The organism is Rathayibacter sp. AY1A7 (genome assembly GCF_002930845.1).
Lineage (GTDB): Bacteria > Actinomycetota > Actinomycetes > Actinomycetales > Microbacteriaceae > Rathayibacter.
On the sequence record NZ_PSTL01000001.1, the window covers coordinates 363631 to 378848 of the forward strand.

The following is a 15218-nucleotide window of genomic DNA, read 5'->3' on the forward strand; positions in this document are numbered from 1 at the left end:
GGTCGGGGAATCGTCCCACGGCGGGGGAGACGACGACGCCCCCCGGTCCGGGGACCAGGGGGCGTCGTGGCGGAGGGGCGTCAGCCGCGGCTGGCCCAGACCGCGCGGCGGCTGTCGTACTCGACGAGGTTGCCGTCGTCCTGCATGACGAGCTTGTAGGGGCCGACCGACGCGGCGGGCGGGACGACCGACCATCCGCTCGTCGTCTCGGTGCCCACAGCGATCTGCCCGCTGGTGTCGAGGGCGAAGAAGCCGCCTGCGCGGGTGGTCTTCGACGCCCAGATCGGGCCGTTCTTGCCGTAGACGACGAAGTTGCCGTCCGCCTGCATCACCGCTCGGTAGACGCCGTTCGCCGAGCGGAGGAAGCTGCCCGCCTCGAGCGAGTTCGCCGCGTAGAGCGTGGTCGAGGGGAAGGCGGCCTGGCTGGTCCAGATCACGTCGTCGGACGGGTTCACGATGATCAGCGAGCCGGCGTTGTTGATGCCCAGGCGGAGGTCCTTGCCGCGCGTGCCCGAGAACCACTTGACGGAGCCGTCGGAGCCGTAGACGACGGCGTTGCCGTCCTTCTGCATGGTGATGCGGTTGCCGGAGCCGCCGGTGCCGGTGCCCCAGACGGCGCCCTGGGGGCCGTAGCCGACGAAGTTGCCGTCGTTCTGCATGACGGCGCTGAAGCGGCCGTCGGCGGAGGTGAGCTGGTGGACGGGGCGGAGGGTCTGCTCCGTGAACAGCGTGTCGGTCACCGGCTCGGCGATGACGCGGCGGACGCTGCTCGCCCAGGCGGGCGAGCCGTTCTCGCGGTAGACGACGAGGTTGCCGTCGGGCTGCATGATCACCGAGGCGCCCGCCTCGTTGATCGTGTTCGTGCTCCACACGGGGCCGCCCTTGGCGGAGTAGACGACCATGTTGCCGTCGGTCTGCATGACCAGGTGGTCGCCGCGGCCCTGGGTGTTCGTCGCGAAGGTGGGGCGGCCCTGCGGGTCGTAGACCACCGCGTTGCCGTCGGTCTGCATCCGGAACGAGTAGCCGTTCGTGCCCGAGACGATCCGCTGTCCGGCGGCCAGCTCCTCGCCGCCGACGAGGGCGTTGTAGTAGCTGACGGCCGCGCGGGCGGTCTGCTGGGCGGCCTCGGGCGACTCGCTCGCGGGAGCGAGGCCGGTCGGCGCCTCCTCGGAGGAGGACAGGGGCTTCTGCGGGTTCTCCGCGGCGAGGGCCGGGGTCGCGCCGAAGAGCAGGGCACCGGTCGCGACGAGCGCGATCAGCCCGGAGGCGAGGGGGCGGGGGGAGGGGGAACGCGTCATCGCAGGACTTTCTCGAGTGGCCGGCGGGGGCCGGAAGAGGGGGTACTCGATGCTCGCACGGCGGACGCACGACTGCGACCGGAACGGGGGCCCTCCGTCTGGGGGACGCGCGGGAGCTGAGGTCCTCCGCGGGTCAGAGCGCCGGGAGAGGCCGCCTGAGAGCGTCCAGCCGCTTCCGCCAGGCGTCCAGGCGGCCCGGCTCCGCGGCGAGCGCCGGTCCGTCCGCCCAGGCGGTCGCCAGCCGCAGACCGTGCAGGGCGTTGGCCGTCCAGACCTCACGGCCCTCGAGCGACTCCGGCTCGGCCGGGGCCTCGATCACGTCCACGCCGAGCGCGCCGGCGAGCACCGAGACGGTCCGAGCCGTCACGCTGCGCACGCGGGTGCTCGTCGCCGGAGGGACGACCAGCGCATCGCCCAGCCACCACAGGATCGCGCTGCTCGCTCCGTCGATGACGGCGCCGTCGGCGTCGAGCAGCACGGCCTCGTCCGCTCCCGCGGCGTGCGCGCGCGTGCGGAGGAGGGCAAGACGCGCGATGTCCGGCCCCTTCCAGGAGGGTGTCCGGCGCGGATCCACGGGGCTCGTCCACAGCACCACGGAGCGGGACGTCGGCGGGGCGGATCGCAGTCGGAGCCGCAGGGCGCCTCCCGAGAGCTCGACGCGGGGGAAGGACCGGCCCTCGCGGGGCAGGGCGGCGATCGCGGCGTGGAGGAACGGCTCGACGTCCGGGTGCCCGTCCGCCGAAGCGACGGAGGCGGCGAACCGCTCGCGGTGCAGGTCGAGCCCGCGGACGCGTCCCTCGTCCACCAGCCAGGAGTCGGCCGCGTCCAGGGAGGTGCCGGGCGGCTCGGGAACGCTCGTCAGGGCCCTCCCGTCCCACTCCCGAACCTGCTCGCCGTCCACGACCGCCTACGCTAGCCCAGTGGTCTCGGAGGATCGGCACGTCCGCTCGATCGAGCTGCCCTGGGTCGATCCGGAGCTCGCGCACCACGCCCTGTTCGCCACGGCCGAGGCGTCGTTCTGGCTCGACTCGGGCCTCGGAGCGACGAGCGGCCGCTCCTACCTCGGGGCGTGCGCCCGCGAGGACGTGCTCCTCGTCGAGGCCGGCGGCGACGTGGCGGCGGCGCTCGCCGCGGTCGACGACGAGGCCCCCGCGGGCGACCGCGCGCTCGGCCGCTACGGCTGGATCTCCTACGAGGCGGGAGCCGCCTTCGTCTCCCTGCCGACGGCGCCGGCCGGCCCCGCGGATCCGCCCGCCCTCGCCCTGCTCCGAGGCGACCCCGTGCTCGAGTTCGACCACGGGGCCCGGACCGTCCGCCTGGTCGCCACGGGCGACGCGCAGGACCTCACCGCGCGCCTGCTCGAGCTCGTCGGCGCGCCCGCACCCGCGGACCCCGCGGATCCCGAGCCCGCCGGCGACCCGGTCCGCCGCCACTCCGCCGCCGAGTACACGGCGCTGATCGGCCGCTGCCAGGAGGCCATCCGCGCGGGCGACGCCTACCAGCTCTGCCTCACCGACGAGATCGTCGTCGAGGGCCGGTTCGATCCCGTCGAGGCGTACCGTCGCCTCCGCCGCTCCAGCCCGAGCCATCACGGCGGGCTGATCCGCCTCGGCCCGCTCGCGCTCGTCAGCGCCTCGCCCGAGCGGTTCCTCACCGGCGGGGCCGATGGACGCGTCGCCACGCATCCCATCAAGGGCACGCGCCCCCGGGGCCGGGACGCCGACGAGGACCGCGCGCTCCGGGACGAGCTCGTGTCGAGCGTGAAGGAGCGGGCCGAGAACGTGATGATCGTGGACCTCGTCCGCAACGACCTCGCCCGGATCGCCGCCCCCGGCTCCGTCGTCGTCGACCGCCTGCTCGAGGTGGAGAGCTACCCGCACGTCCACCAGCTGGTCAGCGAGGTCTCGGCCCGCCGCGCGCCGGGCGTCGGGATCGCCGAGCTGATCGCGGCCCTCTTCCCGGCCGGCTCGATGGCGGGAGCGCCCAAGCGCCGGGCCGTGGAGCTGCTGCGGGAGTGGGAGGGCGGTCCCCGCGGCGTCTACTCCGGCGCCTTCGGCCGCCTGGGCTCGGACGGCTCGCTGGACCTCGCGATGACCATCCGCACCCTCGTGCTCGACGGCGAGCGCGCCCGCCTGGGAACCGGCGGCGGCATCACCGCGCTCTCGGTGCCGGAGGAGGAGGTCGAGGAGACGCGGCTGAAGGCGCGGGCGCTCCTCGCGGTGCTGGGCGCCGCCGAGGACTGAGCGGGCGCCGCGTTCGTCTGCCGTGCGCGCGGGGCCAGTAGGGTTGATGGTCGAACGCAGCCGCCCACGCGCGCGCGTTCTCCCCCTCCTTCAGAAGTGAGAAGCACCTGTGGCAGAAGACACCTCCCGGCAGACCGGCGCGAGCGACGAGGAGCGCTACGACTTCCGAGCGCTCCAGGAGAAGTGGCTCCCGATCTGGGAGGAGACGCGCCCGTTCGCGACGGACGACCCCGACGACAAGCGCCCCCGCAAGTACGTGCTCGACATGTTCCCGTACCCCTCGGGCGACCTGCACATGGGCCACGCCGAGGCGTACGCGCTCGGTGACGTGATCGCGCGCTACTGGCGCCAGCAGGGCTTCAACGTCCTCCACCCGATCGGCTGGGACAGCTTCGGCCTGCCCGCCGAGAACGCCGCCATCAAGCGCGGGCTGAACCCGGTCACCTGGACCTACGACAACATCGAGCAGCAGAAGCGCTCGATGAAGCGCTACGCCGCGTCCTTCGACTGGGACCGCGTGCTGCACACCTCCGACCCCGAGTACTACAAGTGGAACCAGTGGCTGTTCCTCAAGATGTACGAGAAGGGCCTCGCCTACCGCAAGGACAGCTGGGTCAACTGGGACCCGGTGGACCAGACGGTCCTGGCGAACGAGCAGGTCCTGGCGGACGGCACCTCCGAGCGCTCCGGCGCGGTCGTGGTCAAGAAGAAGCTCACGCAGTGGTACTTCAAGATCACCGACTACGCCGACCGGCTGCTCGACGACCTGAACCAGCTCGAGGGCTCCTGGCCGTCGAAGGTCATCGCCATGCAGCGCAACTGGATCGGCCGCTCCATCGGCGCCGACGTCGAGTTCGAGATCGAGGGCCGCGACGAGCGCGTCACCGTCTTCACCACGCGCCCCGACACGCTCTACGGGGCGACCTTCATGGTCGTCGCGCCCGACTCCGACCTCGCCTCCGAGCTGGTCGAGGGCTCCGAGCCCGCGATCCGCGACGCGTTCCGCAGCTACCTCGAGACGGTGCAGAAGTCGAGCGAGATCGAGCGCCTGACCGCCGACCGCCCCAAGACCGGCGTGTTCCTCGGCCGCTACGCGGTGAACCCCGTGAACGGCGAGCGGCTGCCGATCTGGGCCGCCGACTACGTCCTCTCGGACTACGGCCACGGAGCCGTCATGGCCGTGCCCGCGCACGACCAGCGCGACCTCGACTTCGCCCGCGCCTTCGACCTGCCCGTGCGCGTGGTCGTCGACACCAACGCGTCCGTCACCGGGGCGATCCCGGTCATCCCGGAGGACCCGGAGGAGCTGGCCGCGCTCGAGAAGGAGTACTCGCTCGACCCCGCCACGACCGGCGAGGCGCTGACCGGCGACGGCCGCCTGATCAACTCCGGGCCGCTCGACGGGCTCTCCAAGCGCACCGCCATCGAGCGCGTCATCAGGATGCTCGAGGAGCGCGGCCGCGGCCGCTCGGCCAAGAACTACCGCCTGCGCGACTGGCTGATCTCGCGTCAGCGCTACTGGGGCACCCCCATCCCGATCATCCACGGAGCCGACGGCGAGCTCGTGCCGGTGCCCGAGGACCAGCTGCCCGTCGTCCTGCCCTCCACCGACGGCCTCGACCTGCAGCCGAAGGGCTCGTCGCCGCTCGGAGCGGCGGAGGACTGGGTGAACGTGCCGCACCCGGTGGACGGCTCGCCCGCGCGCCGCGACCCGGACACGATGGACACCTTCGTCGACTCCTCGTGGTACTTCCTCCGCTTCCTCTCGCCGAAGGACGACACGCAGGCCTTCGATCCGAAGCTCGCCGAGAAGTGGGCGCCCGTCGACCAGTACGTCGGGGGCGTGACGCACGCGATCCTGCACCTGCTGTACGCGCGCTTCATCACCAAGGTGCTGTTCGACCTGGGCTACGTGTCGTTCACGGAGCCGTTCACGGCGCTGCTGAACCAGGGCATGGTGCAGATGGACGGCGCGGCGATGTCCAAGTCGAAGGGCAACATCGTCCGCCTCTCGGACCAGCTGGACGAGTTCGGCGTCGACGCCGTGCGCCTGACGATGGCGTTCGCCGGCCCGCCCGAGGACGACATCGACTGGGCCGACGTCTCGCCCGGCGGCAGCGCGAAGTTCCTCGCCCGCGCCTGGCGCCTGGCGAAGGACGTCACCTCGAGGCCCGACGTCGAGTGGAAGTCGGGCGACGCGGCTCTGCGCCGCCAGACCCACCGCTTCCTCGCGGAGTCCCCGTCGCTGATCGAGGCGTTCAAGTTCAACGTCGTGGTCGCGCGGCTGATGGAGCTCGTCAACGCGACCCGCAAGGTCGTCGACTCGGGCGCCGGGGCCGGGGACCCCGCGGTCCGCGAGGCGGTCGAGGTGGTCGCGATGGCTCTCAACCTGTTCGCGCCGTACACGGCCGAGGACATGTGGCACCGTCTGGGCTACGAGGGCACCGTCGCGCACGCGCTGTGGCGCAAGGCCGACCCGTCGCTGCTGGTCGAGGAGAAGGTCACGGCGATCCTGCAGGTCGACGGCAAGGTCCGCGACCGGCTCGAGGTCTCGCCGAAGATCTCCTCCGACGAGCTCGAGGAGAAGGCGCGGGCCACGGCCGGCGTCGCCCGGGCTCTCGTCGGCCGCGAGGTCGTGAAGGCGATCGTGCGGGCGCCGCGCCTGGTGAACCTGGTGACGAAGGCGGTCTAGCCGCCGATCCGTCCCGACGGGGCTCCTCCTCTCGCAGGAGGGGCCCCGTCGTCCGTCCTGCGCCGGTGCTGCTCTCTCCTCCACAGGGAGGCGATCCGGCGGGCTGTCCCCGGATCGGTGTCGGCGGCCGCTCCGGGCGGTGACGCGGGTCCTACCGTCGGCGGATGCCAGAGACCAGCGGGACGGACGACGAGCAGTTGACGGCGCTGCTGCGGCCCCGCCGCGCCCGCCCGCGCTGGCGCGTGGGAGTTGGAGCGGCGGTCGTGCTCGTCATCGGCGCCGCGGTGGTCGCGGTGCTGCTCGCGGGAGCGCGGTCGAGCGGTCACGAGCGGGTCCTGGAGCCCGCCGTGTCGACGAGCGCGCCCGCTGCTGCGGTGGTCGAGTCGCTGTACGTGCACGTGGCCGGGGAGGTCGCCTCTCCGGGGCTGTACGTCCTGTCGCCGGAGGCGCGGGTGGCGGACGCGGTCGCCGCCGCCGGAGGGTTCCAGGAGTCGGCGGAGCGCGCGGCGGTCAACCTGGCCCGGAGGCTCGTGGACGGCGAGCAGATCGTCGTGCCGGCCGTGGGAGCGGCGCCGGCCGCGGCGGGAGCGGCTCCGGGCGGGGCCGCTCCAGGAGGAGCCTCCGCCGCCGGATCCGTGCTGAGCCTGAGCACGGCGACGGCGGCCCAGCTGGAGGAGCTGCCCGAGATCGGCCCGGCGACCGCGAAGAAGATCGTCGCCCACCGGGAGGCGAACGGCCCGTTCTCCTCCGTCGACCAGCTGCTCGAGGTCCCCGGGATCGGCGAGAAGACGCTTGCCGCGTTCCGCGACCAGGTCGCGCCGTGAGGAGCGTGCGGGCGGCGGACCTGCGGCTCCTGCCGGCAGCGGTGGCCGCCTGGACCACCGCGTGGGCGGCCGGGATGCTGCCGGTCGCGGCAGTGCTCGACGGGGGCCTCTCGTGGTGCGCCGCGGGCTGGGTGCTGCTCGGGGCGGCGTGCGTCCTGCTCCGGCGCGGCCTCGGCGGGCGGCTGGTCGGAGCGGTGCTCGTCGGGGGCGCGGGTGCCGCCCTCGCCCTCACCTCCGTGGTCGCCGCGGCGCCCGGTGACCACCCGGCGTCGCTGCGGGAGGCCCAGGAGGATCGCGCCCTCACCCCGGTCACCGTGCGCGTCGATACGGGTGCCCGACCGCTCGCGACCGGGGGAGTGTGGTTCGACGCGACGGCGCTGCGGGTGGGAGACGCGTCGACCGCGGCCCCCGTGCGCGTGCTGCTCGCCGATCCCGGCGGTCGGCTGTCGGTGGGCGCCGAGCTCGACCTGGAGGCGCGCGCTGCGGCGCAGGAGGGGCCCGTCGGCGAGGCGACGATGCTGAGGGCGGCGTCCGTCGAGGACCGGCGCGGGCCCGGGGGAGCGGCGGCCGTCGCGGAGGTGCTGCGCTCGCGTTTCCTCGAGCGCGCGGCGCTGGTCGGCGGCGACGTGGCGGGGCTGCTGCCGGGCCTCGCGACCGGCGACACGTCCGCGCTCGACGCGGGGCTCGAGGAGGCGATGCGCACCGCGTCGCTCACCCACCTGACCGCCGTCTCGGGCGCCAACTGCGCCGTGGTGGTGGTCGCCGGCTGGACGATCGCGGCGCTCCTCGGCGCCGGGCGCCGCCTCCGGACCGTCGCCGCCCTCGCCCTGCTCGCCGGCTTCGTGGTGCTGGTGACCCCCGAGCCGAGCGTGGTGCGGGCCGCCGTGATGGCGACGGTGGTCCTCCTCGCGCGGTTCGGGCGTCGCTCCGGAGCGGCCGTGCCCGCCCTGCTCGCGACCGTCGTCGTGCTCGTGGCCGCCGACCCCTCGATCGCGGGGAGGCTCGGCTTCGTGCTGTCCGTCCTCGCCACCGCCGGACTCCTGCTGCTCGCCGAGCCGATCGCGGGCGCTCTCGGTCGAGTGCTGCCCCGGCCTCTCGCCCTGCTGCTCGCGGTGCCGACCGCGGCGCAGCTCGCCTGCCAGCCCGTGCTGCTGCTCGTGGACCCGTCGGTGCCGGTGTACGGAGTGCTCGCCAACCTGCTCGCCGAGCCCGCGGCACCCGCCGCGACCGGGCTCGGGCTCATCGGCTGCCTGCTCGCCCCCTGGTGGCCCGGAGCCGCCGACGCTGCGATCCGGCTCGCCGCCGTCCCCGCCTGGTGGATCGCCTCGATCGCCCGCGCCGTCGACTCGTGGCCCGCCCCGAGGATCGCCTGGTGGCCCGGCGTGGGAGGAGCGCTCGCGCTCACCGTGCTGACCCTGCTCGCCCTCGTGCTGGTCACGCAGTCGCCGCGGCTCGCGCGGGTGCGCCGGGTCGCCGCCGTCGGGCTGGCGTGCGCGATCGCCGCCGCCGGCGGCACCACCGTCGCCACGCCGCTCCTCCGCGCCGCCTCGGTTCCCGAGGACTGGCGTGTCGCGATGTGCGACGTCGGGCAGGGCGACGCGGTCCTCCTCCGCGGAGACGCGGGCGTGCTGCTCGTCGACACGGGGCCCGAGCCCGCACCGCTCGAGGCCTGCCTCCGCCTGATGGGAGTGGACCGGATCCCGCTGCTGGTGCTCACTCACTACGACCTCGACCACGTCGGCGGGCTCCAGGCCGTCCTCGGACGGACCGACGCCGCGCTCGTCGGGCCCGCCGCGGGCCGCGACGACGAGCGCGACCGGGCGGCGCTCACCGGCGCGGGGGTCGCCGTGCAGGAGGCGGTCCGCGGCGACAGCGGCGCGCTCGGCTCGCTGCGCTGGCGGGTCGAGTGGCCGGAGCGGCGGAGCGCGCTGCGGGGGAACGAGGCGAGCGTGACCCTCCGGGTCGACATCGGCCCGGACGCCCGCGGCGGCCCGCTCTCCGTCGCGCTCCTGGGCGACCTCGGCGAGCAGGAGCAGGGACGCGTCTCCCGGCTGCCGGTCGGCCGGGTCGACGTCGTCAAGGTCGCGCATCACGGCTCCGCCGACCAGTCGCCCGCCCTCTACGACGCGCTCGGCGCGATTGTCGGGCTGATCTCCGTCGGGGCGGAGAACGACTACGGACATCCGAATCCGTCGCTCCTCGCTCTGCTGGCCGAGCGCGGGGTCGAGGCGCTGAGGTCGGATGTCGAGGGTACGGTCGTGCTCGCGTCCCGCAGCGACGGGATCGCGGTCTGGGTGAGCGGCGCGACGGCTCCCGCGGCGGCCTCGGGGCGCCGTGAGCGGGCCGTAGGGTGGAGGGCGCTCGGACGGGCGCGGCACGGAAGGACACGGCATGGCAGGCAGGGCCCCGGCGCGCGCGAAGGCAGCGCCCTCGAAGGCGGCGATCCCGCAGCTCGCCTGGAACCAGACCCGGCCGGCGCCGATCGTGCTGATCACCGGCCCGGAGCAGTTCCTCGCCGACCGCGCGCTGCGCTTCCTCCGTGAGTTCCTCCGGGCCGAGGATCCGAGCCTCGAGGTCAGCGACATCGACGCCGGCGGCTACGCGCCGGGGGAGCTGCTGACGCTCGCGAGCCCGTCCCTCTTCGACGAGCCCCGCCTCATCCGCGTCTCGAACGTCGAGAAGTGCACGGACGCGTTCCTCCTCGAGACCCTCGACTACCTCTCGGCGCCCGCGGACGGGGCGACCCTGGTGCTCCGCCACGGCGGCGGCAACCGGGGCAAGAAGCTCCTCGACGCCATCCGCTCGGGCACGGGCGGCGGCATCGAGATCGTCTGCGCCGAGCTCAAGCGCGAGAGCGACAAGGTCGACTTCGCGATCGCCGAGTTCCGCACCGCCGGCCGCACGGCGACCACCGGTGCCGTCCGAGCCCTGGTGTCTGCCTTCTCCGACGACCTCGACGAGCTCGCGTCGGCGTGCCAGCAGCTGCTGTCCGACGTCACCGGCGAGATCACCGAGGCGACCGTGGCGAAGTACTACGGCGGCCGCGTCGAGACCACGGCCTTCACCGTCGCCGACTCCGCGATCGCGGGCCGTCACGGCGAGGCGCTGCTCGGGCTCCGCCACGCCCTCGCCTCCGGCGCCGACCCGGTACCGATCGTCGCCGCGTTCGCGAGCAAGCTGCGGACCATGGCGAAGGTCGCCGGCTCGCGCGAGGGCTCGGGCCAGGTCGCCTCGCGTCTGGGCCTCGCTCCGTGGCAGGTGGACCGGGCCCGGCGCGACCTGCAGGGCTGGACCGGCGAGGGCCTCGGCACCGCGATCCTGACGGTCGCCGACGCCGACGCGAACGTGAAGGGCGCCACCCGCGACCCCGTGTACGCCCTCGAGCGCATGGTCTCCGTCGTCTCCGCCCGGGGCCTCTGACCCGCCCGAGAGCTCTGCTCCCGCGATCCGCACCGACCTCGTCCCCGGCGGTTCTCGATACGCCGCTCCGCGGCCGCTCGACCAGCAGCGAAGGGTTCACCTCCGCTCGCAGGGTCGCACCGCGGCCGACGAAGAGCCGGACAACGACCCCGCAGGGTCACCGGCGACCCGCGTGTCAACGGATCGTCGTACCCGGAACGGAACCCGCTCCTCCCACCGCAACCATGCGCGGAAGCCGACTGCGCGACGGGCGACGAGGCACGAGGAGCCCGTCGAGATCGGTGCGGGTCACCGCCGATCCGCGTGTCAGCGGATCGTCGTACCCGGAACGCAGGACGCTCCTCCCACCGCGACCCTCCGCGGTAGCCGACCGGGCCGCAGCCGATCGAGAGCCGGACGATGCCCTCGCAGGGTCACCGGCGATCCGCGTGTCAGCGGATCGTCGTACCCGGAACGAAACCCGCTCCTCCCACCGCAACCAAGTGCGGAAGCCGACTGCGCGACGGGCGACGAGGCACGAGGAGCCCGTCGACCGCGAAGCTGCAACGACGAAGGGCCCGGCCAGAGGCCGGACCCTTCGTCGTTGCAGCTTCGCGCAGTACTACAGCGCGGCGACCTGCTTCGCGATGGCCGACTTGCGGTTCGCGGCCTGGTTCTTGTGGATGACGCCCTTGCTGGCGGCCTTGTCGAGCTTCTTGGCGGCGAAGGCGAGGGCGGTGCCGGCCTTCTCGGTGTCGCCGGCGGCGATGGCGGTGTGGACCGAGCGGATGGCGGTCTTCAGCTCGCTCTTGACGGCCTTGTTGCGCTCGTTCGCCTTCTTGTTGGTGAGGTTGCGCTTGATCTGCGACTTGATGTTTGCCACGTGGATTACCTTCTTCTCGGATGTGCGTGTGTGCAGCCGGCTACTCGACGGAGTGCCCCTTCCGCGGGCGTCTGAACGCCCTGCGGTGCGACTGGAGGTCGCCGGCTTCTGATCACTCCACGCCTGCCGGGTGTCCGGAGGGGGAGCGCAAGCCAACAAGGAACTTTAGCGCACCCGTCGTCACCCTTCAACCGCGCCGCGCCCGCGGGTGCGGCGCCGTCCGGGTCGGGAGCGCCGGGGCGACACGCCGGGGGAGGCGGACCGCCGTGGCGTCTCGCGGTCCGGGCCCGCCGGTAACGTGACGCCGGTGCCCCGTCTCGCCGATCACCTCTCCGCGGTGCCGCCCTCGGGCATCCGCCACCTGTTCGAGATCGCGCTGCGGCTCGACGGAGTCACCCTCCTCGCGGTGGGCGAGCCCGACGTGCCGACCGCGCCGCACATCATCGAGGCGGCACGGGCGGCGTGGGCGGCCGACGACACCCGCTACGGGCCCAACGGCGGAGTCCCCGAGCTCCGGCGCGCCATCGTCGAGAAGCTGGCACGAGACAACGGCATCGAGGCGGACGTCGAGCAGGTCTGGGTGACCGTCGGCGCCACGCAGGCGCTGCACCAGGCGATGACGCTCCTGCTCGGGCCCGGCGACGAGGTGCTCATCCCCGACCCGGGCTACACCGTCTTCACGACCAACGCGCGGACCATCGGCGCCGTCCCCCTGCCGTACACGCTGCGCGCTGAGGACGCCTTCCTCCCCGATCCCGAGGAGGTCGAGCGCCTGATCACCGACCGGACCCGCGTCCTGATCGTCAACAGCCCGTCCAACCCGCTCGGCGTGGTGTTCCCGAGGGAGGTCCTCGAGCGCCTGCTCGACATCGCCCGGCGCCACGACCTGTGGGTGCTCAGCGACGAGGTCTACGAGTACTTCACCTACGGGCGCCCGCACGTGAGCCTCGCGGCGATCGCGCAGGAGCGCGGGGACGACGCCGACCGCGTCCTCAGCGTCTTCTCCTTCTCGAAGACCTACGCGATGACCGGCGTCCGCGTCGGCTACCTCGTGACGCCTCCCGGCTTCACGTCGATCATGGTCACGGTGCAGGAGGCGGCGATCAGCTGCGTCGCCACTCCGGACCAGCGCGCCGCCCTCGCCGCTCTGACCGGGCCGCAGGACGCGGTGGCCGCCGCCTCCGACCACTACCTCGCCAACCTGCGGCTCGCGACGGGCGTGCTCGACGAGCGGGGGATCGCCTACCGCGAGCCCGAGGGCGCGTTCTACCTGTGGATCGACATGGCGCACGCGACCGGCGGGGACGTCGCCTCCTGGGTCGAGTCGTTCCTCCTCGAGACCCTCGTCGCCGTCGCTCCCGGCAGCGCCTTCGGCCGCACCGGCGAGGGCTGGATCCGCGTCTGCCTCGCCGCTGACCCCGCCGCGCTGGAGCACGGGCTGCGCGCTCTCCCGGCCCCGGTGCGCGGATGAGCGCCGCCGAGGTGCTGGTCCGGCGAATCCGGGCCCAGGAGTACGACGAGGTCTCGCGCCTGCGGCTCGCCGCCTACGCCCACGACTACGAGCTGGGGGAGGAGTACGCCGCCGACGTCGCCGCGGTCGCCCGGCACGACGTCGAGGGCGAGGTCTGGGTCGCCGTCGAGGGCGACGGGCGGATCCTCGCGACGGTCACCACTGCGCGCCCGGGCGCGAACCTGTACGAGCTCGGCCGCCCCGGCGAGCTGGACTGGCGGCTGCTCGCCGTCGCCCCGGAGGCACGCGGGCGGGGTCTCGGGCGGCTGCTCACCGAGTTCGTCTTGATGCTCGCCGCCGAGCGGGGCCTCCAGCGGGTCGTGATGAACAGCGGCACGCTGATGACCACCGCGCACGCCCTCTACGAGAGCATGGGCTTCGTCCGCCTCGGCGAGCGGGAGAACCCGCCCGGCGTCGAGCCCACCCGCACCTACGGACTCGATCTGTAGCCGCCGGTCCCGGCCTCCGCCGCCGGGCATGGGACACTGGTCCCACGATGTCTCCACGTGCACACTCCGGGCTCGAGCCCGCCGCGACCGATCCGGCGTCCATCCGCAACTTCTGCATCATCGCCCACATCGACCACGGCAAGTCCACCCTCGCCGACCGGATGCTCGGCATCACGGGTGTCGTCGAGGACCGGGCGATGCGCGCGCAGTACCTCGACCGCATGGACATCGAGCGCGAGCGCGGCATCACGATCAAGTCGCAGGCCGTGCGGATGCCGTGGGAGCGCGACGGGCGCACGTTCGCCCTGAACATGATCGACACTCCGGGTCACGTCGACTTCTCCTACGAGGTCAGCCGCTCGCTGGCGGCCTGCGAGGGCGCGATCCTCCTGGTCGACGCGGCGCAGGGCATCGAGGCCCAGACGCTCGCGAACCTCTACCTCGCGCTCGAGAACGACCTCACGATCATCCCTGTCCTGAACAAGATCGACCTGCCGGCCGCGGACCCCGAGAAGTACGCGAAGGAGCTCGCGAGCCTCATCGGCGGCGACCCGGACGACGTCCTCCGCGTCTCCGGCAAGACCGGCATGGGCGTCGAGGCGCTGCTCGACCGCGTCACCGAGCTCATCCCGCCGCCCGTCGGCGACCCCTCCGCCCCTGCGCGCGCCATGATCTTCGACTCCGTGTACGACGCCTACCGCGGGGTCGTCACCTACGTCCGGATGATCGACGGCAAGCTCTCGCCGCGCGAGAAGATCCAGATGATGTCGACCCGCGCCACGCACGAGATCCTCGAGATCGGCGTGTCGAGCCCCGAGCCCGTCGCGACGCAGGGTCTCGCGGTCGGCGAGGTGGGCTACCTGATCACCGGTGTGAAGGACGTGCGCCAGTCGAAGGTCGGCGACACCGTCACCACGGCGTCGAAGCCCGCGACGCAGGCGCTGCCCGGCTACACCGAGCCGCTCCCGATGGTCTTCTCGGGCCTGTACCCGATCGACGGCAGCGACTACCCGGACCTGCGCGAGGCCCTCGACAAGCTCAAGCTCTCGGACGCGGCGCTCGTCTACGAGCCCGAGACGTCGGTGGCGCTCGGCTTCGGCTTCCGCTGCGGGTTCCTCGGCCTCCTGCACCTCGAGATCATCACCGAGCGCCTGCAGCGCGAGTTCGGTCTCGACCTCATCACCACGGCGCCCTCGGTCATCTACGAGGTCTCGACGGAGGACAAGAAGACCGTCACCGTCACGAACCCGAGCGAGTTCCCCGTCGGGAAGATCGCCGCCGTCACGGAGCCGATCGTCAAGGCCGCGATCCTCGCGCCGAAGGACTACGTCGGCACGATCATGGAGCTCTGCCAGAGCCGCCGCGGGACCCTGATCGGCATGGAGTACCTGGGCGAGGACCGGGTCGAGATCCGCTACCACATGCCCCTCGGCGAGATCGTCTTCGACTTCTTCGACAACCTCAAGTCCAAGACCGCCGGCTACGCCTCGCTCGACTACGAGCCCGCCGGCTCGCAGGAGGCCGACCTCGTGAAGGTCGACATCCTGCTGCAGGGCGAGCAGGTCGACGCGTTCAGCGCGATCGTGCACCGGGAGAAGGCCTACGCCTACGGCGTGCTGATGACGGGGCGCCTGCGCAAGCTGATCCCGCGTCAGCAGTTCGAGGTGCCGATCCAGGCCGCCATCGGCGCCCGGATCATCGCCCGCGAGTCGATCAGCGCGATGCGCAAGGACGTCCTCGCCAAGTGCTACGGCGGCGACATCACCCGCAAGCGCAAGCTCCTCGAGAAGCAGAAGGAGGGCAAGAAGCGGATGAAGATGGTCGGCCGCGTCGAGGTCCCCCAGGAGGCGTTCATCGCCGCGCTCTCGGGCGACGTCGAGACCAAGGACAAGAAGTAGCGCGAGCCCCGTCGCCGGCGCC

11 protein-coding genes are annotated in these 15218 nt (G+C 73.1%); 8 read left to right on the forward strand and 3 right to left on the reverse strand.

Features of this window, described 5'->3' with window-relative positions:
• Positions 1–80 precede the first annotated feature (80 nt).
• The gene (locus tag C5B95_RS01600; protein ID WP_104346321.1) at positions 81–1298 is read right to left on the reverse strand and encodes a hypothetical protein; all 1218 of its coding nucleotides are present in this window, start codon (positions 1296–1298) and stop codon (positions 81–83) included.
• Between the two features lie 133 nt (positions 1299–1431).
• Positions 1432–2199: an aminotransferase class IV gene (locus tag C5B95_RS01605; RefSeq protein WP_258059732.1), complete on the reverse strand. Its 768-nt coding sequence runs from the start codon at positions 2197–2199 to the stop codon at positions 1432–1434.
• A 19-nt stretch (positions 2200–2218) separates the two neighbouring features.
• Between C5B95_RS01605 and C5B95_RS01610 the strand changes: the two genes are divergently transcribed.
• The 5 genes from C5B95_RS01610 (at position 2219) to holA (ending at position 10477) form a co-directional block, all read left to right on the forward strand.
• A complete protein-coding gene (locus C5B95_RS01610; RefSeq protein WP_104348324.1) occupies positions 2219–3541 on the forward strand; it encodes an anthranilate synthase component I family protein in 1323 nt (440 codons plus the stop codon).
• A gap of 109 nt (positions 3542–3650) precedes the next feature.
• Positions 3651–6233: a leucine--tRNA ligase gene (gene leuS / locus C5B95_RS01615; protein ID WP_104225642.1), complete on the forward strand. Its 2583-nt coding sequence runs from the start codon at positions 3651–3653 to the stop codon at positions 6231–6233.
• A gap of 164 nt (positions 6234–6397) precedes the next feature.
• Positions 6398–7057: a ComEA family DNA-binding protein gene (locus C5B95_RS01620; protein WP_104348325.1), complete on the forward strand. Its 660-nt coding sequence runs from the start codon at positions 6398–6400 to the stop codon at positions 7055–7057.
• Positions 7054–9600 carry a ComEC/Rec2 family competence protein gene (locus C5B95_RS01625; protein WP_146076473.1) on the forward strand — a complete coding sequence of 849 codons (2547 nt, stop codon included), beginning with the start codon at positions 7054–7056 and terminating at the stop codon, positions 9598–9600. The genes C5B95_RS01620 and C5B95_RS01625 overlap by 4 nt, the downstream gene beginning before the upstream one ends.
• Positions 9500–10477, forward strand: a complete 978-nt coding sequence (gene holA, locus C5B95_RS17760) for a DNA polymerase III subunit delta (protein ID WP_258059737.1) — start codon at positions 9500–9502, stop codon at positions 10475–10477. The genes C5B95_RS01625 and holA overlap by 101 nt, the downstream gene beginning before the upstream one ends.
• Before the next feature lie 601 nt (positions 10478–11078).
• On the opposite strand, the gene rpsT is transcribed toward holA, so the two are convergent.
• Entirely contained in the window at positions 11079–11339 is a 261-nt protein-coding gene (gene rpsT / locus C5B95_RS01635) for a 30S ribosomal protein S20 (protein WP_097165711.1), read from the reverse strand.
• Between the two features lie 307 nt (positions 11340–11646).
• Between rpsT and C5B95_RS01640 the strand changes: the two genes are divergently transcribed.
• Genes C5B95_RS01640 through lepA form a run of 3 tightly spaced genes read left to right on the forward strand, consistent with a single transcriptional unit; the run spans position 11647 to position 15196 of the window.
• On the forward strand, positions 11647–12810 hold the full coding sequence (locus tag C5B95_RS01640; RefSeq protein ID WP_104348327.1) for a pyridoxal phosphate-dependent aminotransferase: 1164 nt from the start codon (positions 11647–11649) through the stop codon (positions 12808–12810).
• A complete protein-coding gene (locus C5B95_RS01645) occupies positions 12807–13298 on the forward strand; it encodes a GNAT family N-acetyltransferase (protein WP_104348328.1) in 492 nt (163 codons plus the stop codon). Before C5B95_RS01640 ends, C5B95_RS01645 begins: the two co-directional genes overlap by 4 nt.
• Positions 13299–13345: 47 nt before the next feature.
• Positions 13346–15196 (forward strand): translation elongation factor 4, encoded by a 1851-nt coding sequence (gene lepA, locus C5B95_RS01650; RefSeq protein ID WP_104223127.1) that lies wholly within the window; start codon positions 13346–13348, stop codon positions 15194–15196.
• Positions 15197–15218 lie beyond the last annotated feature (22 nt).

Excerpts from the sequence above, each read along its gene's own strand:
- C5B95_RS01620 (WP_104348325.1), top strand. The coding sequence starts at position 6,398 with ATGCCAGAGACCAGCGGGACGGACGACGAGCAGTTGACGGCGCTGCTG.
- C5B95_RS01645 (WP_104348328.1), top strand. The coding sequence starts at position 12,807 with ATGAGCGCCGCCGAGGTGCTGGTCCGGCGAATCCGGGCCCAGGAGTAC.
- lepA (WP_104223127.1), top strand. The coding sequence starts at position 13,346 with ATGTCTCCACGTGCACACTCCGGGCTCGAGCCCGCCGCGACCGATCCG.
- C5B95_RS01600 (WP_104346321.1), bottom strand. The coding sequence starts at position 1,298 with ATGACGCGTTCCCCCTCCCCCCGCCCCCTCGCCTCCGGGCTGATCGCG.